This window comes from Nocardiopsis sp. Huas11 (genome assembly GCF_003634495.1).
GTDB lineage: Bacteria > Actinomycetota > Actinomycetes > Streptosporangiales > Streptosporangiaceae > Nocardiopsis.
In genome coordinates, this window is sequence record NZ_RBKY01000001.1 from 4,465,788 (window position 1) to 4,489,611 (window position 23,824).

At 70.7% G+C, this 23,824-nt stretch carries 24 protein-coding genes; 10 read left to right on the top strand and 14 right to left on the bottom strand.

The window, feature by feature from the left end:
- Positions 1–45: 45 nt before the first annotated feature.
- The gene (locus tag DFP74_RS20140; RefSeq protein ID WP_121183701.1) at positions 46–1,125 is read left to right on the top strand and encodes a lytic polysaccharide monooxygenase; all 1,080 of its coding nucleotides are present in this window, start codon (positions 46–48) and stop codon (positions 1,123–1,125) included.
- Between the two features lie 91 nt (positions 1,126–1,216).
- Here the strand turns inward: DFP74_RS20140 and DFP74_RS20145 are convergent, their stop codons facing one another.
- Positions 1,217–1,810 (bottom strand): flavin reductase family protein, encoded by a 594-nt coding sequence (locus DFP74_RS20145; protein WP_121188392.1) that lies wholly within the window; start codon positions 1,808–1,810, stop codon positions 1,217–1,219.
- A 49-nt stretch (positions 1,811–1,859) separates the two neighbouring features.
- Between DFP74_RS20145 and DFP74_RS20150 the strand changes: the two genes are divergently transcribed.
- Positions 1,860–2,822: a threonine/serine dehydratase gene (locus DFP74_RS20150; protein WP_121183703.1), complete on the top strand. Its 963-nt coding sequence runs from the start codon at positions 1,860–1,862 to the stop codon at positions 2,820–2,822.
- A 75-nt stretch (positions 2,823–2,897) separates the two neighbouring features.
- Here the strand turns inward: DFP74_RS20150 and DFP74_RS20155 are convergent, their stop codons facing one another.
- Genes DFP74_RS20155 through DFP74_RS20165 form a run of 3 tightly spaced genes read right to left on the bottom strand, consistent with a single transcriptional unit; the run spans position 2,898 to position 3,899 of the window.
- Positions 2,898–3,218, bottom strand: a complete 321-nt coding sequence (locus tag DFP74_RS20155) for a DUF1048 domain-containing protein (protein ID WP_121183705.1) — start codon at positions 3,216–3,218, stop codon at positions 2,898–2,900.
- A 1-nt stretch (position 3,219) separates the two neighbouring features.
- Complete coding sequence (locus DFP74_RS20160) at positions 3,220–3,576, bottom strand: DUF1048 domain-containing protein (protein WP_121183707.1); 357 nt, start codon at positions 3,574–3,576, stop codon at positions 3,220–3,222.
- Positions 3,573–3,899, bottom strand: coding sequence for a PadR family transcriptional regulator (locus DFP74_RS20165; RefSeq protein WP_121183709.1), 327 nt, complete (start codon positions 3,897–3,899; stop codon positions 3,573–3,575). The genes DFP74_RS20160 and DFP74_RS20165 overlap by 4 nt, the downstream gene beginning before the upstream one ends.
- Before the next feature lie 183 nt (positions 3,900–4,082).
- Between DFP74_RS20165 and DFP74_RS20170 the strand changes: the two genes are divergently transcribed.
- The gene (locus DFP74_RS20170) at positions 4,083–4,469 is read left to right on the top strand and encodes a hypothetical protein (protein ID WP_121183711.1); all 387 of its coding nucleotides are present in this window, start codon (positions 4,083–4,085) and stop codon (positions 4,467–4,469) included.
- A 133-nt stretch (positions 4,470–4,602) separates the two neighbouring features.
- Here the strand turns inward: DFP74_RS20170 and DFP74_RS20175 are convergent, their stop codons facing one another.
- On the bottom strand, positions 4,603–4,788 hold the full coding sequence (locus DFP74_RS20175) for a histidine kinase (protein WP_121183713.1): 186 nt from the start codon (positions 4,786–4,788) through the stop codon (positions 4,603–4,605).
- Positions 4,789–5,005: 217 nt separating this feature from the next.
- Between DFP74_RS20175 and DFP74_RS20180 the strand changes: the two genes are divergently transcribed.
- The gene (locus tag DFP74_RS20180; RefSeq protein WP_121183715.1) at positions 5,006–6,196 is read left to right on the top strand and encodes a S8 family serine peptidase; all 1,191 of its coding nucleotides are present in this window, start codon (positions 5,006–5,008) and stop codon (positions 6,194–6,196) included.
- Between the two features lie 124 nt (positions 6,197–6,320).
- On the opposite strand, the gene purB is transcribed toward DFP74_RS20180, so the two are convergent.
- The gene (gene purB, locus DFP74_RS20185) at positions 6,321–7,751 is read right to left on the bottom strand and encodes an adenylosuccinate lyase (protein WP_121183717.1); all 1,431 of its coding nucleotides are present in this window, start codon (positions 7,749–7,751) and stop codon (positions 6,321–6,323) included.
- Positions 7,752–7,951: 200 nt separating this feature from the next.
- Here purB and DFP74_RS20190 point away from each other — a divergent pair, with 200 nt between their 5' ends.
- Both DFP74_RS20190 and DFP74_RS20195 read left to right on the top strand, forming a co-directional pair.
- The gene (locus tag DFP74_RS20190) at positions 7,952–9,340 is read left to right on the top strand and encodes a sensor histidine kinase (RefSeq protein ID WP_121183719.1); all 1,389 of its coding nucleotides are present in this window, start codon (positions 7,952–7,954) and stop codon (positions 9,338–9,340) included.
- Entirely contained in the window at positions 9,307–9,999 is a 693-nt protein-coding gene (locus DFP74_RS20195; RefSeq protein WP_121183721.1) for a response regulator transcription factor, read from the top strand. The genes DFP74_RS20190 and DFP74_RS20195 overlap by 34 nt, the downstream gene beginning before the upstream one ends.
- Positions 10,000–10,070: 71 nt before the next feature.
- Here DFP74_RS20195 and DFP74_RS20200 read toward each other — a convergent pair whose 3' ends face one another.
- Entirely contained in the window at positions 10,071–11,186 is a 1,116-nt protein-coding gene (locus tag DFP74_RS20200) for a winged helix DNA-binding domain-containing protein (RefSeq protein WP_121183723.1), read from the bottom strand.
- Positions 11,187–11,774: 588 nt separating this feature from the next.
- On the opposite strand from DFP74_RS20200, the gene DFP74_RS20205 reads away from it, so the two are divergent.
- A complete protein-coding gene (locus DFP74_RS20205; RefSeq protein ID WP_121183725.1) occupies positions 11,775–12,494 on the top strand; it encodes a DedA family protein in 720 nt (239 codons plus the stop codon).
- Between the two features lie 122 nt (positions 12,495–12,616).
- On the opposite strand, the gene DFP74_RS20210 is transcribed toward DFP74_RS20205, so the two are convergent.
- Positions 12,617–13,285, bottom strand: coding sequence for a TetR/AcrR family transcriptional regulator (locus DFP74_RS20210; protein WP_121183727.1), 669 nt, complete (start codon positions 13,283–13,285; stop codon positions 12,617–12,619).
- A 131-nt stretch (positions 13,286–13,416) separates the two neighbouring features.
- On the opposite strand from DFP74_RS20210, the gene DFP74_RS20215 reads away from it, so the two are divergent.
- On the top strand, positions 13,417–13,890 hold the full coding sequence (locus DFP74_RS20215; RefSeq protein WP_121183729.1) for a hemerythrin domain-containing protein: 474 nt from the start codon (positions 13,417–13,419) through the stop codon (positions 13,888–13,890).
- Between the two features lie 72 nt (positions 13,891–13,962).
- Here DFP74_RS20215 and DFP74_RS20220 read toward each other — a convergent pair whose 3' ends face one another.
- From DFP74_RS20220 to DFP74_RS20245, 6 genes are all read right to left on the bottom strand, one after another.
- On the bottom strand, positions 13,963–16,074 hold the full coding sequence (locus DFP74_RS20220) for an ATP-binding domain-containing protein (RefSeq protein WP_121183731.1): 2,112 nt from the start codon (positions 16,072–16,074) through the stop codon (positions 13,963–13,965).
- A gap of 137 nt (positions 16,075–16,211) precedes the next feature.
- A complete protein-coding gene (locus DFP74_RS20225; protein ID WP_121183733.1) occupies positions 16,212–17,126 on the bottom strand; it encodes an ADP-ribosylglycohydrolase family protein in 915 nt (304 codons plus the stop codon).
- A gap of 416 nt (positions 17,127–17,542) precedes the next feature.
- A complete protein-coding gene (locus tag DFP74_RS20230) occupies positions 17,543–19,045 on the bottom strand; it encodes a SulP family inorganic anion transporter (RefSeq protein ID WP_121183735.1) in 1,503 nt (500 codons plus the stop codon).
- Between the two features lie 435 nt (positions 19,046–19,480).
- Complete coding sequence (locus DFP74_RS20235; protein ID WP_233571060.1) at positions 19,481–20,731, bottom strand: MFS transporter; 1,251 nt, start codon at positions 20,729–20,731, stop codon at positions 19,481–19,483.
- Between the two features lie 181 nt (positions 20,732–20,912).
- Entirely contained in the window at positions 20,913–22,535 is a 1,623-nt protein-coding gene (locus DFP74_RS20240; protein WP_121183739.1) for a peptide chain release factor 3, read from the bottom strand.
- A 16-nt stretch (positions 22,536–22,551) separates the two neighbouring features.
- On the bottom strand, positions 22,552–22,959 hold the full coding sequence (locus DFP74_RS20245) for a MerR family transcriptional regulator (RefSeq protein WP_121183741.1): 408 nt from the start codon (positions 22,957–22,959) through the stop codon (positions 22,552–22,554).
- A gap of 104 nt (positions 22,960–23,063) precedes the next feature.
- Between DFP74_RS20245 and DFP74_RS20250 the strand changes: the two genes are divergently transcribed.
- Positions 23,064–23,429: a hypothetical protein gene (locus tag DFP74_RS20250; RefSeq protein WP_121183743.1), complete on the top strand. Its 366-nt coding sequence runs from the start codon at positions 23,064–23,066 to the stop codon at positions 23,427–23,429.
- Positions 23,430–23,635: 206 nt separating this feature from the next.
- Complete coding sequence (locus tag DFP74_RS20255; protein WP_370013405.1) at positions 23,636–23,818, top strand: hypothetical protein; 183 nt, start codon at positions 23,636–23,638, stop codon at positions 23,816–23,818.
- Positions 23,819–23,824 lie beyond the last annotated feature (6 nt).

Genomic DNA, 23,824 nt, shown 5'->3' on the forward strand with positions numbered 1-23,824 from the left:
GCCCCGCGCGACCACCCACCCCCACCGAAGGAGCAGTGAACGACCATGAGGACGAGGACACGCCACGCCCTGGTCACGAGCGTGGCCCTGGGCGGCCTGGCCATCGGCTACGCCGTCGCGGTCACCCCCGAACCGGCCGAGGCCCACGGCGCCTACACCTACCCCGCCAGCCGCACCTACGCCTGTTTCCAGGACGCGACCGGCGGAAGCAGCGGCGGAGCCCTGCAGCCCACCAACGACGCCTGCGCGGACGCGCTCGCCCAGGGCGGCGACTACGCGTTCTGGAACTGGTTCGGCAACCTCATCGGGGATGTCGGCGACGCCCACCGCGAGCGGGTGGCCGACGGCGAGCTGTGCGGTCCCACGGAGGACTTCGCGGCCTTCAACGAGCCGCGCACGGACTGGCCGAGCACGCCGCTGGAGCCGAACACCACCGTGGAGTTCCGCCACAACGCCTGGGCGCCGCACCCGGGGACCTTCTTCACCTACGTCACCGAGGACGGCTGGGACCCGAACTCGCCCCTGGCCTGGGACGACCTGGAGCTCGTCGACGAGACCACGAACCCGCCGCTGCGCGACCAGGGCGACGCGGGGGCCGAGTACTACTGGGACATCGACCTGCCCGACCGCGAGGGACGGCACGTGGTCTACGTGGTCTGGGAGCGCTCCGACAGCCCCGAGGCCTTCTACAACTGCTCGGACGTGGTGTTCGGCGAGGACCCGGGCGGCCCCGACCCGTCCCCGAGCCCGGACCCCACGCCGAGCCCCGACCCGACGCCCAGCCCCGACCCCACCCCCAGCCCCGACCCCACGGCGCCGCCGGAGGAGTACTGCCGGGCGGAGTACTCGGTGGTGGGCGAGTGGTCGAACGGCTTCCAGGCCGAGGTCGAGGTGACCGCCGGTGAGGAGGCCCTCTCCGGGTGGATGGTGGACTGGGTGTTCGCCAACGGCCAGGAGATCCAGAGCTCCTGGAACGCCGAGCTCGTCAACCACGGCGCGCACCACGAGGCGACCAGCGCCGCCCACAACTCGACGCTGGCGGCCGGGGAGTCCACCACCTTCGGGTTCGTGGCGTCCCACGACGGTGTGAACATCCCGCCCCGGGTGGCCTGCCAGGAGGACTGACCGGCGCGGTGACGCGCTGATCGGCATGGGAGAGCGCTGATCAGCGCGGGTCGGCTCCGCGGTCCCCGCACGGGGGCCGCGGAGCCGTCGTCTACGGCTTGTACGGGATGCGGTCGATGGCCCGGACCTCGCCCAGCGTCGACCACTCGTTGCGGCCCAGCCGGGCCAGCGGACGCAACCGGGTCACCTCGGGGTGCCCGTCCACCAGCACGTCCTCGTCCAGCGCCACGTGCACCACCCGCCCGAACACGACCGTGGAGTCGCCCAGGCACAGGGTCGAGTGCAGGACGCACTCCAGCGCCACCGGGGAGGCGGCCACGCGCGGCGGCTTGACCACCGCGCTGGACTCGCGCTCGACACCGACCCGGTCGAACTCGCCGATCTCCGGCGGGAAGGGGGTGCCGGTCGCGTTGATCGCCTCCTGGAGCGGTTCGGGCGCCAGGTTCACCACGAACTCACCGGTCTCCTCGGCGTTGCGCAGGGAGTCCTTGCGGCCCACCGAGGTGAACTGCACGATCGGCGGTTCGACGCAGGCGATGGTGAAGAAGGAGTGCGGGGCGAGGTTGTCCACGCCCGCGGCGGAGGTCGTGGAGACCCACGCGATCGGGCGCGGCACCACCACGGCCGTCAGCAGCTGGTAGAAGGCCCGGCCGGGCAGGTCGTCAGGGGTCCGTTCAGTACGCATCGATCCCATTGTCCCGTGTGCGGAACCACGGCCGGGGCATACTCGCGCCATGGAACTGGTCACTGTCGACGACGTCCGCTCCGCCGCCGCCCGGATCGAGGGCTCGATCGTGCGCACCCCCCTCACCGCCGGCCCGGCCGGAGGCCCGCCCTTCCTGCTCAAACCGGAGAGCCTGCAGCCCACCGGCGCGTTCAAACTGCGCGGCGCCACCAACGCGGTCGCGCTGCTCAACATGGGACAGCGGCGCAGGGGAGTGGTCACCCACTCCTCGGGCAACCACGGCCAGGCCCTGGCCTACGCCGCACGAGCCCAGGGGGTGCCGTGCACCGTCGTGGTCCCCGAGGGCGCGCCCAAGGTGAAGGTCGACCGGATGCGGGCCTGGGACGCCCGCGTGGTCATGGCCCAGCCGGCCGAACGCGAGGACGTGGCGCACGGCCTGGAGCGGGACGAGGGGTTGACGCTGGTGCCGCCCTTCGACGACGACCGGGTGATCGCCGGACAGGGCACGGTGGGGTTGGAGATCCTGGAGCAGTCGCCCGAGGTCACCACGATCGTCGTGCCCGTGGGCGGGGGAGGGCTGGCCTCCGGCGTGGCCACGGCGGTCTCGGCGGTCCACTCCGGCAGCGTCCGGGTGGTGGGGGTCGAGCCCGAGCTGGCCGCCGACGCGGCCGAGAGCCTGCGGACCGGCCACCTGGTGTCATGGCCGCCCGAACGGACCCAGCGCACCATGGCCGACGGGGTGCGGGTGTGCCTGTCCCAGCGGACGTTCGCGCACCTGTCGGCGCGCCTGGACGACATCGTGACGGTCACCGAGGACGAGATCGCGCACGCGGTGGCCGTGCTGGCCCACGGCGCGCGGCTGGTGGCCGAGCCCAGCGGGGCACTGGCCGCGGCCGCCCTGCTCGCGGGCCGGGTGCCGACCGTCCCCGGCCGGGCGGAGGCCACGGTCGCGGTGCTCTCGGGCGGCAACCTCGACCCTGAGCGGTTCGCCCAGCTGGTGGCCGGCCCCTAAGGGGGCCTCGCGGAGCCGGTCCGGGCACCGGCGGCCGCCCTCGCCGGAGCGGCGGCCGTCGGTGCCCGGCGTGCGCTACTTCGTGCCGCGTTCCTGGGCGAGGGACTCCTGGTAGACGTCCGCGTAGGTGCGCGTGTCCTTGATCAGGTCGTCGCAGAAGGCGGCGACGTCGGGGCCGATGAGTTCCAGCACTCCCTTGCCCTGCGCGGCGCCCTCCTCGAAGAAGTCGACGATCTCGGAGAGCAGGTTCCCTTCGGCCGGCTCGACCGGTCCGACCATGAAGAGGTACTTCTGCATCTCCTTGTAGACGACCTGGTAGTCGGGCGGCAGCGCCTTCACCCGCGCCACGTGCGCCCGCCACTGCTTCTTGCCCTCGATGATGTCCTGGATTCCCACGTCAGCCTCCCAGCCGGGCCAGTTTCCTCGCGACGTTCCTGTTCAACCGCTCGCGCCAGCGGTCGCGGTAGGTCCGGCTCCCCTCGCCGCCGACCAGCGCCGTGCAGAAACCTTCGATGTCGTCGCCGAGCACCTCGTCGATGCTCTGCCCGTCGGCGGCCGTCTCCTCGAGCAGCCCCAGCGCCGCGTCGAGGATCGGCGTCAGGTTGCGGCCCGTGAAGTCCGCGTGGGGAAGGGTGTGATTCTTGATCCGATCCCACGCCGCCCGGTGCTCGGGGGGCAGCGCCGCGGCCCGGACCTCGAAGGCCTTCCAGTCCCTGGTGATATCGCTGCCGGTGACGGTCTCCCAGAAGTTCATCGTCCGCCCTCCTTGAGCTTGTCGATGCGCGATGTGACGTACTCCCATTTGCGCCAGAACGTCGCGAGTTCCTCGCGTCCCGCGTCGTTGAGCGCGTAGAACTTGCGCGGGGGTCCCACCCCGGACGGTCGCTTCGTCACCTGCACGAGCTTGTTGCGCTCCAGCCGCAGCAGGATGGTGTACACGGTTCCTTCGACGACGTCGTGGAAGCCGAGTTCGTTCAACTGGCGCGTGATGGCGTACCCGTAGGTCTCCTCGTTGCCGATGATCTCCAGCACGCAGCCCTCGAGCGTGCCCTTCAGCATCTCCGTCAGGTCGTCCATCGTGGTCCTCTTCGGTGTCTCCGGTACTCGGTGGTGCCGAGTACTGCTACACGGTACCACGTAGTAGTGGTTCGTGCCCGATGGACGACGAGCGGGCGCGCTCACGGCGTCCCGTGGAGTGGTGTCACTTCCCTGCACTGGCGTTCTTGCAGTTCAATGACGGCCCGGGCGATACTGGCGCGCATGTGCACCCGCCCTACCGACCTCGGACGCCATCACGTGTGCCTGGAATGCCGGGTCGCGTTCAAGCACCGCGGCCACGAAGTGCGCGCCCGGGTGTGCCCGAACTGTGCGGGGAAGCTGATCGACGCCGGGAGCGATCTGGAGGTCCCGCGGCGCGGAGATGACGCCGGGTGGCGGGTGCTAGGGGTGCTGCTCCGTGCCGGGATCACCTTCCACTCCACCTGCTGCGACGGCCCGGGGTGGCGGCCGCGCACCATGGCGCAGGTCAAGGAGCGGCTGGCCGCAGCCGAGCGCACCGGCGCCCCCGTGGCCGAGGCGTTGACCGCCTTCGATGTCGACGAGATCGGCCACAGCCCCGCACGCCGGGCGACCCCGACGGGGCTCTGACCCCGACCTGTCTCACCTGCACCCCCCTCCGACGCATTGGGTCATGTCTCGTGGGGCGGTGTGACTCGGGTGCTGGACGAGGACCCTCGTGGCTCGGGCCGTCGGCGGGGCCCTCACCAGATCGGGTCTGGAGCTACTGGTGGGCGCCGTGCGGGTCCCGGCCGTTGTGCCGCGGTCCGGCGGAGTGTTCCCGGGCGGCGCGGTCCTCGCGGCGGCGCATCGCCATGTCGGAGAGCGCGGCGAGGCTGAGGGCGACGGTGAACGCGGCGACGATGGCGACCGTCCACAGGGCGGTGCCGAAGGCGGAGGAGTCGACCATGGTGGCTCCGGGGGTCGGGGTGGATGCTCCGGTCCCCACTACCGTAATAGGTGTTCACTTTCGCTACGGCTGTTCGTGATAGTGAGCTGCGTCATAGACACGCAGGGCCACCAAGCTGTGGCTGGAAGGACACTGCTACCGGAGGGTGGGCGGGGTAGTCCAAGGAAGCGGCCCGGTGCTCGCGCCGGAACCGCCTCGCCCGAAGACAGGAGTCGCCATGCGACAGAAGTGCTCCGTCCTGCGCGATCTGGGTGCCCCTAGCACCACGGGTCCCTTCGACCTCGGCAGCCCGCCCGGTGGTGCCCGATCCCTGGCCGCCGAACCGGACATCGAGGTCGTGGACATGGACAAGCACGACCTGGAGGAGGCCGTGCACGACCCCAGGGTCCGCGCGGTCGCCCCCGTCATGCCCACCCGGCTCATCGCCCCCGTCCCGTACGGGGACGAGACCGGCCCCGCCACCGAGGACGGCCACACCTGGGGCGTCGCCGCCGTGGGCGCCCTGGACTCCTCCTTCACCGGAGCGGGGGTGAGCGTGGCCGTCCTGGACACCGGCGTGGACGCCGACCACCCCGCCTTCGCCGGTCTGGACCTCCTCCAGCGCGACTTCACCGGTGACGGTGACGGCGACCGGCAGGGCCACGGCACCCACACCGCGGGGACGGTGTTCGGCCGCGACGTGGAGGGCACCAGGATCGGCGTCGCGCCGGGCGTCGAGCGCGGGATCATCGCCAAGGTCCTCGACGACCAGGGCAGCGGCGACTCCGACATGCTCCTCAAGGGCGTCCAGTGGGCCGCCGACGAGGGCGCGCACGTGGTGTCGATGTCGCTGGGCTACGACTTCCCCGGACTGGTGGAGCGCCTGGTGGCCCAGGGCTGGCCCGCGGACCTGGCCACCTCCTCCGCCCTGGAGGCCTACCGCGCCAACCTGCGGCTCTTCGACGCGCTGATGGACCTGCTCCGGGCGCGCTCGGCCTTCGGCCAGGACACGATCGTGGTCGCCGCGGCCGGCAACGAGAGTCGGCGCGACGTCGACCCCGACTACGAGATCGGGGTCTCCCTGCCGGCGGCCGCCGAGGGCGTGGTCTCGGTCGGAGCGCTGGCCCGCAGCGGGCAGGGCCTGGCCATCGCCCCGTTCTCCAACACGTTCCCGCAGATCAGCGCGCCGGGCGTGGACGTGCTGTCCGCCCGGGCCGGTGGGGGCCTCGTCAGCCTCAACGGCACCAGCATGGCCTGCCCGCACGTGGCGGGCGTGGCCGCGCTGTGGTGGGAGCGGGTACTGGCCGAGCCGGTGCCGCACACGGCCGCCACCGTCACCGCCCGGCTGATCGCCCACGCCGACACCGGAGCCATCGCCCCGGACGTGGACACCGCCGACCGCGGCGTGGGCGTGGTCCGCGCGCCCTGACCGCCCCGCGCACGACGAGGGCCCGGGAGCGCGTCGCACGCGCTTCCGGGCCCGGGCTGGTTCTCGCCGACCATGGGAGGCGACCCCTGCTGGGGCACCGCCCCACGGGCCGCGGTCGCGGGTCCTACAGGATCGAACCGGGGGAGTAGGCGGCGGCCTCCGGGTGCGCGGCGGTGATCGCCTCGATCCGCGCCACCACCGACTCGACCTGGTCGGCGGCCGCACCCGTGAACGTGATCCGGTCGGCCAGCAGCGCGTCCAGCGCCGCCCGGTCCAGCGGGAAGCGCTCGTCCTCGGCCAGCCGGTCGAGCAGCCGGTTGCCCGTGCCCTCCTGGCGCATCGCCAGGGCCGAGCCCACCGCGTGCTCCTTGATCAGCTCGTGCGCGGTCTCGCGGCCCACGCCCGCCCGCACGGCCGCCATCAGCATCTTCGTGGTGGCCAGGAACGGCAGGTAGCGGTCCAGCTCGGCCGAGACCACCGCGGGGAAGGCGCCGAACTCGTCCAGCACCGTCAGCATCGTCTCCACGAGGCCGTCGAAGGCGAAGAACGCGTCGGGCAGCGCCACCCGGCGCACCACCGAGCACGACACGTCGCCCTCGTTCCACTGGTCGCCCGCCAGCTCACCGGTCATCGAGGCGTACCCGCGCAGGATCACGGTCAGCCCGTTCACCCGCTCGCACGAGCGCGTGTTCATCTTGTGCGGCATCGCCGACGAACCGACCTGGCCCTCGGCGAACCCCTCGGTCACCAGCTCGTGCCCGGCCATCAGACGGATGGTCTTGGCCAGCGACGACGGACCCGCGGCCAGCTGCACGAGCGCGGTGAGCACCTCGAAGTCCAGCGAGCGCGGGTAGACCTGGCCCACGCTGGTGAACCGGTGCTCGAATCCGAGGTGCGCGGCGACCTCGTCCTCCAGCGACGCCAGCGCGGCGCGGTCGCCGCCCAGCAGGTCCAGCATGTCCTGGGCGGTGCCCACCGGGCCCTTGATCCCGCGCAGCGGGTACCGGGCGATGAGCTCCTCCAGCCGCCCGTGGGCGACCAGCACCTCGTCGGCGATCGACGCGAACCGCTTGCCGAGCGTGGTGGCCTGCGCCGCCACGTTGTGCGAACGCCCGGCCATGACCGTCTCGCCGTACTCGGCGGAGAGCCGGCCCAGGCGGGCCAGCAGCGCGGTCACGCGGTCGCGCACCAGCAGCAGGCTGTCGCGCACCTGGAGCTGTTCGACGTTCTCCGTCAGGTCGCGCGAGGTCATGCCCTTGTGGACGTGCTCGTGCCCGGCGAGGTCGTTGAACTCCTCGATGCGGGCCTTGACGTCGTGGCGGGTGACCTTCTCGCGCTCGGCGATGGAGGCCAGGTCGACCTGGTCGAGGACCTTCTCGTAGTCCTCCACCACACCGGCGGGCACGTCCACGCCCAAACGCGCCTGAGCGCGCAGCACGGCCAGCCACAGCCGCCGCTCGGCGACGACCTTGTACTCGGGGGACCACAGGCGGGTCAGCTCCGCGGACGCGTAGCGGGCTGCCAGGACATCGGGGATTACCGGTTTCGCACTCACGTCGCACCACCCTATAGCGCTGAACAGGCACGTCCTCAGGCGGACCCGGTGAGCACGGCGCGCGCGGACCCGGTCGGCGCGGCGCACGGACACGGCGGGCGGGGGAGCGGTCCGGTGTCACCGAGGGTAGGGTCCGCCCTACCGGCGATCCTCGGGTGCGGCCGATTCCGCCCGTGCGCCGATCTGCCTACCTTGGGCACATGACCACGCATCAGACCGCGTCACGCCGCCCACCCACGCTGTCGCACGCCATCACGAGCCCCCGATTCCTGCTCACACCCTGGCCCTGGCGGGGCCTGGCCTACACCGGCAGTTCGACACTGGTGGCCTTCGTCCTGTTACTCGCCGCCTCGCCGATCCTCGTCCTGTGGCTGGCCCTGTTCGTGGCGTGGACCACGAGGTTCGAGTCGATCGCCGACTTCGGCGGGATCGTGCTCCTGCTGGTCTTCTCCCTGGCCTCCACGGCCGTGCTCGGCCCTTGGCTCGCGCTACCGCTGGGGGCACTGGAGCGCTGGCGCCTGGGCCTGGTCCAGGACGCTCCCGCCCGGAGCGGGCACAACGTGCCGCCCCCTGGGTTGTGGGCCTGGATGCGCACGCGCTACACCGAGGCCGCGACCTGGCGCGAGCTGGTCTACGCCGGGCTCATGCTTCCCCTGGTGGCGGCCAACGCCGCCCTCACGGGTTTCCTCGGGATCTTCGTGCTCCTGCTGATCTCCGCGCCCTTCTTCCTGGACGAGGAGCCGGGCAGCCGGATACACCTCGGTTTCGTGGAGATCACCTCCTCCGCCCAGGCCGTGCCCTACACCCTGCTGGCCCCGGTCCTGCTCCTGTTGGCGCTCTACGCCTCCTCTGGCCTGTCCGCCCTGCACGCGTCGGTCGCCCGGGCCCTGCTGGTGGGACCGCCCAAGGAGGAGCTGCGCGCCGAACTCAGCGAGGTCACCGAATCGCGTGCCCGCCTGGTCAACGCCTTCGAGTACGAGCGCAGCCGCATCGAACGCGACCTGCACGACGGCGCGCAGCAGCGGCTGGTCGCGCTGTCCATGGACCTGGGCCTGGCCCGCCTGGACCTGGAGGAGGACGGCGAGGCGGACCGTCGCGTGGCCACCGCCCAGGGCAAGGCCAACGACCTCATCGAGGAGCTGCGCGAGCTGGTGCGCGGCATCCACCCCCGCGTGCTCACCGACCGGGGCCTGCCCGCCGCGCTGGCCGAACTCGCCGACCACTGCCCCGTGCCCACCCGGGTGGACACCGAGATCCCCGGCCGGCTGCCCGCGCATGTGGAGGGCACCGCCTACTTCGTCGTCGCCGAGGCGCTCACCAACGTCTACAAGCACACCGAGGCCAACGCCGCCACCGTGCAAGCCAGGACCGGTCCGGGCGCACCGGGTGAGCCCGACGTCCTCGTGGTCGAGGTCACCGACTACGGTGTGGGCGGCGCCGACCCCGCCAAGGGATCCGGGCTCACCGGCCTCAAGGACAGGGTCGCCGTCATGGGCGGCACAATGGAGCTGTCCAGCCCCGAAGGCGGGCCGACCCGAATCCGAGTGGAGCTGCCGTGCGGACCGATCCCGCCGACCCCGGGGGCCTGAGCCCCGTTCCGACCGTGCTCGCGGAGGACGGTGTGCTCCTGCGGGAGGGCCTGATCGGGGTGCTCGAACGGTTCGGATTCCCCGTCGTCGCCGCCGTCGGCGACGGCGAGGCGCTGGTCGAGGCGGTCACCGAGCACGACCCCGGACTGGTCGTCACCGACATCCGCATGCCGCCCGACTTCACCGACGAGGGACTGCGGGCCGCCGTACGGCTGCGGCGGGACCGCCCCGGCCTCGCGGTCGTGGCGCTCAGCCAGTACGTGGAGCTCAGCTACGCCTCCGACCTCCTGGACACCGGCGACGGGCGCGGTGTGGGCTACCTGCTCAAGCAGCGGGTCGGCGACGTGCGGGAGTTCGCCTCCACGCTGCGCCAGGTGGTGGAGGGCGCCACGGTCGTGGACCCCGAGGTCGTGCGCCAGCTGCTGCGCCGCAGCGCCGACCCGCTGGAGCGGCTCACCCCGCGCGAGCGCGAGGTGCTCGGGCTCATGGCCGAGGGCCACTCCAACGGGGCCATCGCGCGGCAGCTGGTGGTCAGCGACGCTGCCGTGGGCAAGCACGTGGGCAACATCCTCGCCAAGCTCGAACTGCCGCTCGACGACGGCGTGCACCGCCGGGTCCAGGCGGTGCTGGCCTACCTGCGAGGCAGCCAGGTCCGCTGAGGACGATGCGGGCGGTGCGGCCTGGGAGCCGGCGTCCGCGAGCCCGATCCGATCGTCCGACGGGCCGCGCGTCAGCCGACGGGGGCGTCGATCCGGGCGCGCTCGCTCTCGCCCTCGGACAGGAACAGGGCCAGCCGCTCGGCCTGTGCGCCGAGCTCCTCCCGCTCGGCCCCGGTCAGGGGCCTCAGCGGCGTGACGGCCACCGCGCCGTCCTCGGACCGCCAGGTCGCGGCGACGCGTCCGTCCACCAGCACCACGCGCTCACCGGCCACCGACAGGCCCCGGTGCTCGTCGTCGATGATCCGGTTCCGGTAGTGGTAGCCCAGCACCGCGTTGTCGAACGCGGGCAGGAACCGCACCGGGGCCGCGGTGCCGGGGTCCGGGCGCGGCGCGTCGGGCAGGTCCAGCAGCTCCCTTCCCCGCTCGTCGCGGAAGCTGACGAGTTCCGCGCGGGTGGCGGCCACCGCGGCGGGCAGCCCGGCCAGCCCGCACCAGGAACGCAGGTCGGTGGTGGTCGCGGGGCCGTACGCGGCGAGGTAGCGCCGGACCAGGGCCTGGCCGACCGGGTCGCAGCCCTCCGGGGCGGGCGGATCGACCTCCCGGCCCAGCCACGAGGAGAGCAGGACGTTGCGCACGCCACCCTTGGTCCGCCACAGCCCGCGCGGTGGGGCCTGCGCGACGGGCAGCAGCGCCGAGACCAGCATCTCGCCCAGGGGCCGCTTGCCCGGCTGCGGCCACCGGTGGGCGAGCGCCGCCACGAGTTCGGTCATGGTCCGCGGCTCGCCGTCGGCCATCACCGCGCGGCCCGCTTCGGCGAGCTCGTCCAGGTCCACGCCCTGGAGCTCGGCGCGGTACACGCCCATCACCTTCTGCCGCAGCATGGCGTCGAACCGGGAGCGCCAGGCGAGGGCGTCCTCGGCGGTGACCAGGTGCACGGTGCGCCGCATGAGGTGGACGCGCACCACCCGGCGTTCGGTCAGCAGATCGGACAGCGTCGCGGGGTCGAAGGATCGCAGGCGTGACCAGAGTCCGATGAACGGTTCCTGGGGTTCCTGGGCCTGGAGGCCGCCGAGCAGGGACACGGTGTCCAGGACCGACGCGTCGGTCGGTTCGAGCAGCGCCTGCCGGGCCAGGGTGGCGCGGTTGAGCGCACGGTCGTCCAGCACGGGCGCGGTCTTCGTGGGCATCTTGTGTTCCTCTGTCTCCTCGTGGCCTGGAGAGAACCATCGCAGAGGTGGAGGCCGACCACTGTCCTGCACTGGACGCGTTGGACGGCCGGCCAACGTGGTGCCGCGCACTACGGCGCGCGGGACGTGCCGAACGGGGGACGGGGGGACGGAAGGAACCGCCGGTGTGCGCTACATCCATCCTCCGGCCCATAGCGCCGACAGCGCAGGCGGTGGAACCACCGCGCATATCACTCATGGATGACGCGGAGCCGGAATGGGAGCCGAATCAGCGCCGCCGCATCGTTCTGTCGGATGATCTCCGGGTAAGCGATCGGCCATGTCAGGCGGTGCGGAAGTAACTTTCGTGCATGGTGGTGATCTGCCTGCGGAGCGCGCTACGATAGCTCACGGCGGACTGGTCAATGGATGCGCCGACGACGCGCATTCGCATCTCTTTTCCATGCGGATCTCCTCTCTCCGGTGGATGCCGACCACTGTTTCCGGGTCTAGCCTTCCATTGAATGCTCTCCCTTGGTGGAGTGTGCCTTGTTCGGAACCCCCCCAGACCCTTCCTGATTGCATCGAACAAGGTGGTCAAGGACGCTCATGCTCTCCTATTCTCCGGCGGCGGCACAGTTCGCTTCGACGACTCACACCAGTGCGGAGTACGACGGATTCATCGGCTGGGTGATCAGTTTGATCTCCACCCTGGGGGAGGTCGGGGTGGGTATCGCCCTTGCCATCGAGGCGCTGTTCCCGCCGGTCCCCAGTGAACTCATTCTTCCGGTCGCCGGATATCTCTCCTACGCAGGGGAGATGAACTTCGCCTTCGCCCTGTTCTGTGCCACGGTGGGCGCGATGGTCGGCGCCTGGATCTTCTACGCCATCGGAGCTCTCATCGGGCGTGAGCGCACCCGGTGGCTGTTCGAGAAGGTGCCGCTTTTCGAGGTGGAGGACTTCGACCGTTCCGAGCGGGTGTTCGCGCGGTGGGGCGGCCTCGCCGTCCTGGTCGGCCGCTGCATTCCGCTGGTGCGCAGCGTCATCTCGGTCCCGGCCGGTATCGAGCGGATGCCGTTGTGGAAGTTCTCGCTGTACACCGTGATCGGCAGCGGTGTGTGGAACACGATCTGGATCGGCCTGGGCTTCGTCTTCGGCCCGCAGATCGACCCCCTCCTGACCCAGTACAGCAGCCTGCTCAGCAGGGGTGTCGTCGCCATCATCGGGCTGCTGTTCGCCTGGTTCGTCGTCTCCCGCACGACCAGGCTCATCCGCGCCCGCAAGGCGCCGGCCGACGAGGACACCATCGTCGAGCACACCGCGTCCTGAACCTCACCTGCCGGCCGTGATCCGGGACGGTTCTCCGCTGCCCCGGCCGAGCCGTCCCGGGCCCGCCTGGACGAGCACGTGAGCGGGCCCTGGTGTGTTCGCCGCCTCGTTCGCGTCGGCGCTCAGGCGGAGTCCGGCGGCGCGTCGGCGGTCAGAGTGAGTGCGCCGGGGAGGGCGTCGAAGGCCAGTGCGACCTCGGCGACGAGGGTCTGCGCGTCGCCGGGACGGTTCCGGTGCCGGTGGGCGCGCATCCAGTTCTTGGTGCCGTACCGCACCGCCGCCAGGGCCATGTCCGCGGCCAGCCGCAGCCGGACGTCCTCACGGCTGTCGGTGTCGAACTCCTTCTCCAGGACGTCGATCATCCTCGCCTGGAGGTCCTGGGTGGTGCCCGCGTGGTACACGCGCAGCGCCGGTGTGCGGGCGGCCAGGCCCCGGCAGGCCAGGTAGCGCTCGGTCCAGTCCTCCGGGAGGCCGCGCACCGCGGACGCGTAGCGGTCGCGCAGGTGGGCCAGGACCGGGCCCGTGATCGGATGGCGGGCGACCTCGCCGGCGTAGGCGTCCCACAGTTCGTTCTCGGCCGCCATCGCGACCTCTTCCTTGGAGGAGTAGTAGCGGAAGAAGGTCCGCATGGAGACCTCGACCGCGGCCACCAGCTCCTCCAGGGTGACCTCGTTGTAGCCGCGTTCCAGGAACATGCGCAGCGCCGTGTCGGCGAGGGAGCGCCGGGTGCGCAGCTTCTTGCGCTCTCGGAGGGGGAGCGGGGCTTCGCTCTCGGTGAGGCGGTCGGTCATCGGGCCAGCGTACTCGCGACAGCGGGGGGCGGTGGAACGCCGTTGCCATTTTGTGCCTGTGATGGCATAGTGCCAGTGACTGGCATATTTTGTCCGTCCCGGTTCCCCGCCCCTTCCTCGAGAGTGAGCACATGACCGACACAGCCGATGAAGACGCCCGCCGCGACGATGACCGCACGGTGGTGCTGGGTGATCAGCTCGTCAAGATCCACGACATGCTGCGCGGCGAGCTGGCCTCAGTGCGTGAGGGACTGGACTCCACGCGCGGCCCCGGCGAGCCGCGTCCACTGGAGGAACAGCTCCGCAAGAAGTGCCTGTCCTTCTGTGAGTTTCTGCACGGTCACCACACCGCCGAAGACGAGCACTTGTTCCCCGGGCTGGCGGAGTCCCATCCCCACCTGGCGCCCGTGCTGGAGCGCCTGTCCAGGGAGCACTCGGTGATCAGCCGCAGCCTCGACCGCATCCAGGAACTGGTGACGAGCGGTGATCCCGCCACGGTGCGCGAGGACGTCGAGCGCCTGGCCGCCGAGGTCGAGGCCCACCTGGACTATGAGGAGGCCCAGCTGGTGGAAGCGCTCAACTCCTACGGTCCCATGCAGGTATGAGCTGTGAACACATCGCCTCGGGCACCAGTGACAGCATGGTCCGACCCTGTGCGATGTGAGTGACCGGCGGGACTACCCCGCCACGGGGACGTTTTCCAGGGCCGTTGGCAGGGCTTCGCTGTGGATGATGTGCAGGTGGCTGACCGCGCGGGTGAGGGCCACGTAGAGGCGGTGGAGTCCACGTGGCTCCGCGGCAACGATGTGAGCGGGCTCGGCGACCACGACGATGTCGAACTCCAGCCCCTTGGCCAGCGTCGCCGGTACGCACACCAGCCGGTCGGTCTCCATCGCGTCCTCGGTCTCCCCGATGAGCGCGGTCCGCAGCCCTTCCGCGGACAGGTGTTCCCGGAGATCGGGCAGGTCGGCGTCGGCGGCCACCAGGCCGATGGAGCCCTCGCCCTTGAGCGCTTCGCGACAGGCCAGGGCGAGGGCGGCCGGCAGGTCGGCCGGGTCCGTCGCAGTGACGCGGAGCGCCCCGGGGACATCACGCACCCCGGTGGGCGTGCCCAGGCCGGGAGCGATCTCCGGGAGCAGTCGGGCGGCGTAGTCGATGATCTGGGCCGGGGTGCGGAACCCGCGGTCGAGCACGGTCGGCCGGGCGTCCGGTTCCCCCAGGTGCTCCAGCAGTTCGGTCCAGTCGCCCACCGCTCCCGGGCTGGTGCCCTGGGCGATGTCGCCGAGCACGGTCAGGGAGCCCCGGGTGCAGCGCCGGGCGATCGCGCGCGCCTGCATCGGGCTGAGGTCCTGTGCCTCGTCGATGACGATGTGTCCCAGGGTGCCGGGCCGCTCGATCAGGGCGGCGGCCTCATCGATCAAGGCCAGGTCGGTGACCGACCACCGGGCGGACTTGGGTGTGCGCGGGCGGCCGGGCAGGCGGATCGCGTCCTGTTCCTCGGCGGTGAGGATCCCCTCGGCGGCCCGTCCGAGGCGGTCGGGGTGGGTGAGCAGGCCCAGCACCAGCCGTGCGGGGTCGGTCTTGGGCCACATGTGCCGCACGGCGGCGGTCAGCGCCTTGGTGCGTCGCAGGTGGCCGATGGTGCCCGTGTCGCCGGCGTCGCCGGCGCTCTCGATCCGGCGCATGACCAGGTGTGCCAGCCGTTGGGACAGCAGGTTCGGGCCGGCGCCGTAGGCGATGCCCCGGCCGCGCAGCTCCGTCAGGGCCTCGGCCACCTCCTCCGGGTGGAGGCGCCACTTGCGTGACCCGCGTTCGACGACCAGGGTCTCCTCCAGCGGGCGCACCTGGTCCCACAGGGCGCGTTCGATGACCTGTGCCATGTGGGCCCCGCCCTTGATCCGTTCCGCCTCGGCCTCCTCGGCACGTCGGACGGGCACCCCGCCGATCAGGTCCTCGATGGTGCTCTGGCGTACACCGACCTCGCCGAGGGCGGGCAGCACGTTGCGGATGTAGGACAGGAAGGAGCGGTGGGGCCCGACGATGACCACGCCGCCGTCCTGGCGCAGCCGGTCGCGCTCGGTGAAGAGGAGGTAGGCGATCCGGTGCAGGCCCACGGCGGTCTTGCCGGTGCCCGGCGCGCCCTGGACGCAGAGAGCGGGACGCAGCGGTGCCCGGACCAGTTCGTCCTGCTCGGGCTGGATGGTGGCGACGATGTCGCGCATCGGGCCCGACCGGGGACGCTCGATCTCGGCGGCCAGCAGCCTGTCGGCGGCACCGGTCCCTGGGGATCCGTCCGAGGCGTTCGCGGAGGTGAGGGGTTCGTCCTCGTAGGCGGTGAGGTCGGCGTCCTCGGAGAAGCCGTAGCGGCGGCGCAGCAGCACGCCCCGTGGGTCCTGCCGGGTGGCGCGGTAGAACGCCGACGAGATCCGTGCCCGCCAGTCCAGGACCAGCGGCGTGCCGTCGGAGTCGTGCACGTGGCGCCGCCCGATATAGACCTGGTCGGTACCGTTGCGGTCGGTGCCGTGGGCCTCGAAGACGGTACCCGGCGGATAGTCGAGCCGTCCGAAGAACAGGGGCACGTCGGGGAAGTCGACGAGGGCTTCGGCACGCCGTTCGCGGTAGCGGACGAGCTGGCGGTTGGTGAAGGTGTAGTCGGCGTCCTCCGAACTGTCCTGCACGGTCGGGGTGTTGACGACGTCCTCGTACATGCGCCCGAGGGCGGATCGGGCTCTGGCCAGGTAGGCGCGTTCGGCCTGGAGGGGATCGGGCGCGGGCACGGATGCGGTCATGGTGTGGACATCCTCGAGGTGAGAACGGGGTGGATCGGCGTGGCACGGCCGAACCTCGGAGGCGGCCTGAAGATCTACTCTCTCGTAAGAGCAGGTTTGGGCACTGGCCAGTTGATCCGCTGCTCTCGGCTCCGGCCTCATCTGTGCTCCGTGTCCGCCAGGCGCCGAGACCAGGACCGCGGAATCGCGTCTGCGCCGTTGCGGGCGCCGGCGAGGGCTCCGGCCATGGCCGCGATGTGGCCCGTGCCGTGATCGAGCGGCAGGGCGAAGCGCACGATCTTCGGCAGGTCGTCCGGAGAGTGCAGGAAGGCGGCCAGTGCGAGGGGAACGGCCGTGACGGCACCGTCGTCCCCGCCGAGCGCGCGGATCGCGTCCTGATGGCTGAACCGGTCCCGTACAAGGGCGGCCAACCGGACCAGTTGGGCACGGAAGTCCGGCGTCGTGGCGTACCGGGCCACTGTCGACACCAGATGGAAGACGGCCAGCGGCTGATCCGGGCTCGCCCGGCGGGCATAGGCCACCGCGCACGCCTGGATCGCCGCACCGTCCAAGGCGAGTGGGTGGGCGTGGGTGACGTAGGCGCTGTCCCTGGCGAGCTGGTCCAGCCGGTTCAGCGGGGCGGGCAGGAGTCCGACCGGTGCCACGCGGGCCGCCGCGGCCGCTCCGAACGAGCCCGTTCCGCCGAAGGCCGACGCGGTAGCGTTGCGCCACGAGACGCCGTTGACGATGGCGAGGAAGATCCGGACCTCCCCGTCGCCGAACCCCCGATCGGGGTCGCGCTGCCAGGCGTCGGTGAACTCCTGGGCGAGCCCGGCCTGATGGAGGTCGCAGTCCTCGTCCCGTGTCCGTGATCGCAGGTGATCGGCCAGTGCGGCCATCAGGGCCATGCTGCCGGAGGGGCGCAGTGAGGAGGGGGTGTTCGCCTCGGGAACCGGAGAGAGGGCCAGGCCGTTGGCACAGCGTGCGGCCACGAGACAGCCGGCGTCCCGCTCGGAGGTCAGGTCGGCCATGGTTCCCGGGGCGGGCCGCGGTGTGCCGCGCGAGGAGATCATCGAGTCGTCTCCGTCCAGAGCAGTGGTGTCCAGCCAGACTCTACTCTTACGTAAGGGTAGAATAGTCGGCGAACCGGCCCATCGGCTCGCTCCTTCAGCATCTCCTCGCCCTGACTTCGGAACCGCCGGAGTTCGATCTCGTCGGCAGTCTTCGACGGGACGGGCATGAACGACCACCACGGTATGGATCTCACGACCCCGCGACGTGTGTTCGCCGAGACGGGCGCGACGTGTCGGAACGCCGTTACCGGCCCGCACGCCCTTCTCCACTACGTCGGCCGTTGGTCGGACACACTGCGGGACCTGGACCTGATGGAGAAGGTCTGCGGCCCCTGAACGCGGCGTACCGGGGACACGAAGGCCCGCCGGGAGATCACTCCCGGCGGGCCTCAGTGCTTGTGTGTCGGGGTTCTGCCTCAGTGGCCGCCGGTCAAGGTGCCGGTCAGCTCCTTGTGGAGTTCCGCGCTGGGCTCGTTGAGGCCGATGATCTCGACCTCGACGTCGTGCTTGCGGAAGTGTTCGGCCACCTGGTCCAGTGCGGCCACCGCCGAGGAGTCCCACACGTGGGCCTTGGTCATGTCGATCACGGCCTTGGTCAGGCCCTTCTCGGCGTAGTCGAAGCGGCCGACCAGTTCGCCGGTGGAGGCGAAGAACAGCTCGCCGTTGACCGAGTACACGCGGGTCCCGCCCTCGGGGTCGAGCACGCTGGTCAGGCCGGCGTGCACCGCCGCCTTCCGTGCGAAGAGCACCATGGACACGATCACGCCCACGATCACGCCGAAGGCCAGGTTGTGCGTGGCCACGACCACGGCCACGGTCACTACCATGACCAGGGTCTCGGTCCAGGGCATGCGCTTGATGGTGGCGGGGGCGATGCTGTGCCAGTCGAAGGTCACGATCGCCACGAAGAACATCACCGCGACCAGGGCGGCGATCGGGATCATGCCGACGATGTCGCCCAGACCCACGCACAGGATGAGCAGGAACACCCCGGCCAGGAAGGTCGAGAACCGGGTGCGGGCGCCGGACTTGACGTTGATCATGGTCTGGCCGACCATCGCGCAGCTCGCCATACCGCCGAAGAACCCGACCAGCACGTTTGCGATGCCCTGACCGCGCGCCTCGCGGGCGTGGTTCGAGGAGGTCTCGGTGACGTCGTCGACGACCTTGGCGGTCATCAGCGACTCCATCAGACCCACCAGTGCCAGGGTGACGGCGTAGGGTGCGACCAGCACCAGCGTCTCCAGGGTGAGGGGCACGTTCGGGAGCAGCGGGATCGGGAAGGTGCTGGGCAGTTCGCCCATGTCGCCGACCGTGCGGGCGTTGATCCCCAGAGTCAGGGCGCCCACGGTCAGCACCACGATCGCCACCAGCGGAGCCGGGATCGCCTTGGTCAGCAGCGGCAGGCCGAAGATGATGCCCAGACCGATCGCGATCATCACGTAGATCGGGACGCCCACACCGTGCAGGTGCTCCAGCTGGGCCAGGAAGATCAGGATGGCCAGGGCGTTGATGAACCCGGTCATCACGCTGGGCGGCACGAACCGCATCAGCTTGGCCACGCCCGCCAGGCCGAGGCCCACCTGGATGAGACCGGCCAGGATCGTGGCGGCGATGAGGTAGTCGACGCCGTACTCGATGGACAGCGGCGCCACCACCAGGGCCATCGCGCCGGTGGCGGCGGAGATCATCGCGGGACGACCGCCCAGGAAGGCGATCGAGACCGCCATGATGAAGGAGGCGTACAGGCCCACGCGGGGGTCGACGCCGGCGATGAGGGAGAACGCGATCGCCTCGGGGATCAGCGCGAGCGCGACGACCAGACCGGCCATCACCTCGGCGCGGAACTGGGCCGCACTGGGCACGCGCGGCTTGAGTGACCCTCGTCGGGTCTTCACAGGCAGATTCATGGAACCCATCTGGTTGGGGCAGCCCACATCAAGGGCTGCGGTGTACATGTCGGGTGAGGCGGCGACGGTGCGCGGACCCGGGCCGACCGACTCCGGGAGTCGGCGGCGGCTGGGCGCCTGGAGTTCCGGTGCGGCACCTGAGTGCCCCGGAGCGCGGCTTCGTCGCCGCGTGCCCGACCGTGTCCGTCAGGACCGGTCGGGAAGGCTGAAAGCGGTCACAGGATCAATGACGTCTCATCGACCCCAACCACGACCGACTCTACCGTTACGTGAGTGTTGGCGTCACCCTGTGCGGTTGAGATGACTCTCACACGAGTCCCGTCCGGTGCGTGTATATCCAGGTCAGGCCTGTTTCTGTGGGATGGATTCCGAGTTTTGGTGGTGCTGACACAGAGTTACGGATGTCTGGGGGTCGAATGTGGTCCCACCCACCCCGGCCAGCTGTTATGGAGCGCCCTGAACCGACGCTGGCGGACGGGTTCGGTGCTCGTCTCGGAGTCCGGTCGAAGACGCGGCCGGTGCCGTCGCCCGGGGATCGCGGGCCAGTGGTGTGGTCAACGCCACGAGCGCGCACAGAGCCGCCAGCACGATGACCCCTGGCCGGTACGACCCCGCGACCTGGTGTGCCACGGACAACAGGAGCGGTCCCACGGCCGTGGACGCCACCGCGACGGATTGGGTCAGGCCTCGCAGCGCTCCCAGATTGGCCGTGCCGAAGTAGTGGGGCAGCGCTGTCTTCTCGACCGCCCGTGCCGCCGCCGCGGCTGCGCCCAGTGCGACGCCGTAGGCCAGGGCACTCGCACCGGGCGAGACGAGCGGCAACAGGGCGAGGGTGAGTGCGTGCATAGCCATGGCGGCGCTCATCAGGAGCTTGGGAGAGTAGCGATCGCCGGCTGAGGAGAACAGCAGGGTGGCGGCCACTCCAGCGAGGGTCTGGGGCAGGAAGTTCGCCGCGGCCTGGACCGGAGAGAGCCCCAGTTCGCCCAGCACCGCGATCTGGTGGAAGAACACGGCCGTCGTGACGAGCCCGCTGCATGCCACTCCCGCGGTCAGTGCCCAGAACATGGACGTGCGCGCGATCTGGCGCAGCGGCAGCGCGTGGTCCGTTTCCCCCTCCGCGAGGGCACCTACGTCGTGCTGACGCGTCGCTCCGACTCCGCGCAGCCCCCACAGGGCGATGGGAAGGACGACGACCCAGATCAGCAGCGCTTCGGCCATGAAGGTGTGGCGCCAGCCGATGAGGGTGATCACGCGCTCTGACAGCAGGGGGAACAGCGAGATCCCGGCGACTCCGAGCGCGCTGGTGATGCCGAGCATGGTCCCGCGCCTACGGGTGACGGAGATGGCGACCGCGGTCGTGGCGACGAGGGTCATGCCGCCCTGTCCCATGGCCCGGGCGCCGACGAAGCCGGCCGTCAGGCCGAAGACCTCCGTGGCGAAGGCGAGCACGACGAGGAAGGCGCCGAAGGTGGTCGCGGTCAGGGCCAGCACACGTTGGACGCCGTAGCGGTCCACGGCCCGGCCGAGCCAGGGCAGCGTCACCGCGCCGACCAGGGTGCCGATCATGTAGGCGGTGGCCACGGTGGATCGTGACAGGTCCAGGTCGGTGACGATGTGGTCGACGAAGACCGCGATGCCGGCGGTCTGTCCGGGGCCGCTCAGAGCCAGGACGATGGCGGAGAGGACGACGACCACGCCGGTACGCGGCGAACCCTCGGACGCTGTAGCCGTGGTGGAGGCGGTCAGGGCGGGCAGAGGAACTCCTTCGCAGAGGGCATGGCGAGGTCGGCCCGGCATGGAGGTGCCGTGGGCCGTGCGGAATCGGACACGGGTGGTACGGGCCCAGGGGTGTGGTCCCGGATGCGAGCGGTGTGCGCTAGTAGGTGTCTTCTTCCACACCACCGGCGAGGAGGGGTTCCATGAACAGGTCCGGGTGCTCGCGCTCCACGACCCGCAGCCGCCACTTGTTGTGCACCAGCACCAGCAGCTCGCCGTCGTTGCGGCGGCGCAGCACCTCCGCGCCCGACAGCGCGTGCAGCGCCGGGGCGGACTCGGCGTCGGTGCGCCGCGCCACGGAGTAGTTCAGCGGCGAGGTCTCGATGGGGGAGCGGAACTCGTGTTCCATGCGGTGGCGCACCACGTCGAACTGCAGCGGGCCCACCGCCGCCAGGACCGGCGCCTGCTCACCGCGCACGTCCGAGGTCAGCACCTGCACCACGCCCTCGGCGTCCAACTGGGCGATACCGCGCTGGAACTGCTTGTACTTGCCGGCGTCCACCGCGCGGGCGACGACGAAGTGCTCGGGGGCGAAGCTCGGGATCGGCGGGAAGTCCACCTTGGGGCCGTCGTAGAGCGTGTCGCCCACGGCCAGTGCCTGGGCGTTGACCAGCGCGATCACGTCACCGGGGAAGGCCGTGTCGATCGTGGAGCGCTCCGAGCCGAACACCGCCTGGGAGTACTTGGTCGCGAACGGCCGACCCGTCGCCGCGTGGGTGAGCACCATGCCGCGGTCGAACCGCCCGGAGGAGATGCGCAGGAACGCCATCCGGTCGCGGTGGTTCTTGTCCATGTTGGCCTGCATCTTGAACACCTGCCCGGAGAAGGGTGCGTCCACCGGCCGCGGCTCGTCCTTGATGTCGGTCTTCGCGGACGGAGCGGGGGCGAGGCCGATGATCGCCTCCAAGAGCCGACCGACTCCGAAGTTGGGCAGCGCCGCGCCGAAGAGCACCGGGGAGGACTCCCCGGCCATGAACGACTCGTGGTCGAAGTCGGCACCGATCTCACGGAGAAGTTCGATCTCCTCCTGGGCCTGCTGCCATTCCTCTCCCTCGACCCGCGCCGCATCCTGAGCCGAGAGCGTCTGCTCCAGGGCCTTGCTGGCGCCTCCGGGGGTACGCGTCATCTTCGTGTAGACACCGGAGCTCCGGTCGACGAGTCCGCGGAAGTCCCCCGCGATGCCCACCGGCCAGTTCAACGGCGTGGGCCGCAACCCGATCCGCTGCTCGATCTCGTCCAACAGCTCCAACGGCTCCCGGCCGGGCCGGTCCCACTTGTTCACGAACGTGATCACCGGCATCCTGCGCGCCCGGCACACGTCGAAGAGCTTCAGCGTCTGCGGCTCCAGGCCCTTGGCCGAGTCCAGCAGCATGATCGCGCAGTCCACCGCCGAGAGCACCCGGTAGGTGTCCTCGGAGAAGTCCGCGTGGCCCGGGGTGTCCACCAGGTTCAACACCCGGCCGGAGTAATCGATGCGCAAAGCGGCCGAGGTGATCGAGATCCCCCGGTCCTGCTCCATCTCCATCCAGTCCGAGGTCACACCACGCCGGTCGCCCTTGCCGTGCACCGCACCGGCCGAGGAGATCGCCGCCGCGTGCAGCGCCAGGGCCTCGGTCAGCGTCGACTTACCGGCGTCCGGGTGCGAGATCACCGCGAACGTCCGCCGACGCCCCGCCTCCCGAGCGACCTCGGTCGCCGACCTCTCCGAAGCCGTCGTCGTCACTGCGTCCTCCGTGATCTCAGGTGTTGGTGTGCTGCCGGGACCGCTGCTCGCGCAGCTGTCCGGCGAACTCCTCGGCCATCGCGAGCTGGTCGCGCAGGGTCTGGCACCGCGCGTCGATGGCCGACTCGAAGGCGTCCAGCCGCTCACCGAGCGACGCACGCTCGTCAGAGTCGGTGTCGGCCTCGCTCAGCCGGTCCAGTGCGGCCAGGAGTTCGCGGGTGTCCTCGAGGCTGAACTCCAGGGGCTTCATCCGCTTGATGAGGTTGAGGCGGTCCACATCCGTCTGGGTGTAGAGCCGAAACCCGCCACGGGAACGCGCGGAGGGTTCGACCAGGCCGACCTCGCCGTAGTAGCGGATCGTGCGCAGGGACAGACCCGTGCGCTCGGCGACCTCACCGATCTGCATGTGGTCCGCTCCAGCCATCGCGGTACCCCTTTTCGTCAACTCTACTCTAACGTTAGATTCGGTTAGGTGATGTCGGTCATTGAAAGCGCCACGTTAGCGCGCTCGTACGCCAGGAGGACTCCATGCCGCGTCAGATGACCTGCCCGGGGTGCGGAGAAGAGGACGAACTCACCGGTGAGCGCACCGAGTCGGGCATCCACATCAGCTGCGACGCCTGTGGTGCGCGCTGGCCCCGGGATACGCCCTACACCTGCGCGACCTGCCAGGGCCAGGACATCCACATGCGACCCCAGGCACTGACGCAGTACTCCCGAGGGACCCAGCTCTCGATCGTCTCGCTGCACTACATCCCGCTGTGCGCCGACTGCGACGCGGACATGCTCGCCCGCGCCAACCGGCAAAAGCCCGTGCCCGGCCAGTACCGGTCCGCCGCCAGTCGCAGGCGCGAGGGCGGCGAGGAGACGGGGAACCTGATCCTTCCCCGTTGACCCCGTGTGGTTTCTACTCTCACGTGAGGGTAGAGTTGCTCCCGCGAGTGGCAGCGGCCTCCCCTGTGCCCCGACCCTTCCCCCTCGTGGCGTGCGTACAGGGGAGCGCCGCCCCGCTCCAGACCCACGACCCACGACGGAGCACCATGGCCCACTACCGCCTCCTTCTCAAGGACGGTTCCCAGCGCACCCGGCAGGCGACTCGGATGCGTACCGATGCACACACCCTCTACCTGGAGGAACGCGCCGCCGGAGCGTGGCGCGAGACCGCCGCGATACCGCTGGCGGAGATCGACACCCTGCACCGGCGCTTCACCGAGCACGACGGTTCCTGGACCTGGCTCAACGAGCCCCTGCCCGCTCCGGTCGGAGTGCGCGGCTGGCAGTGACGCCCC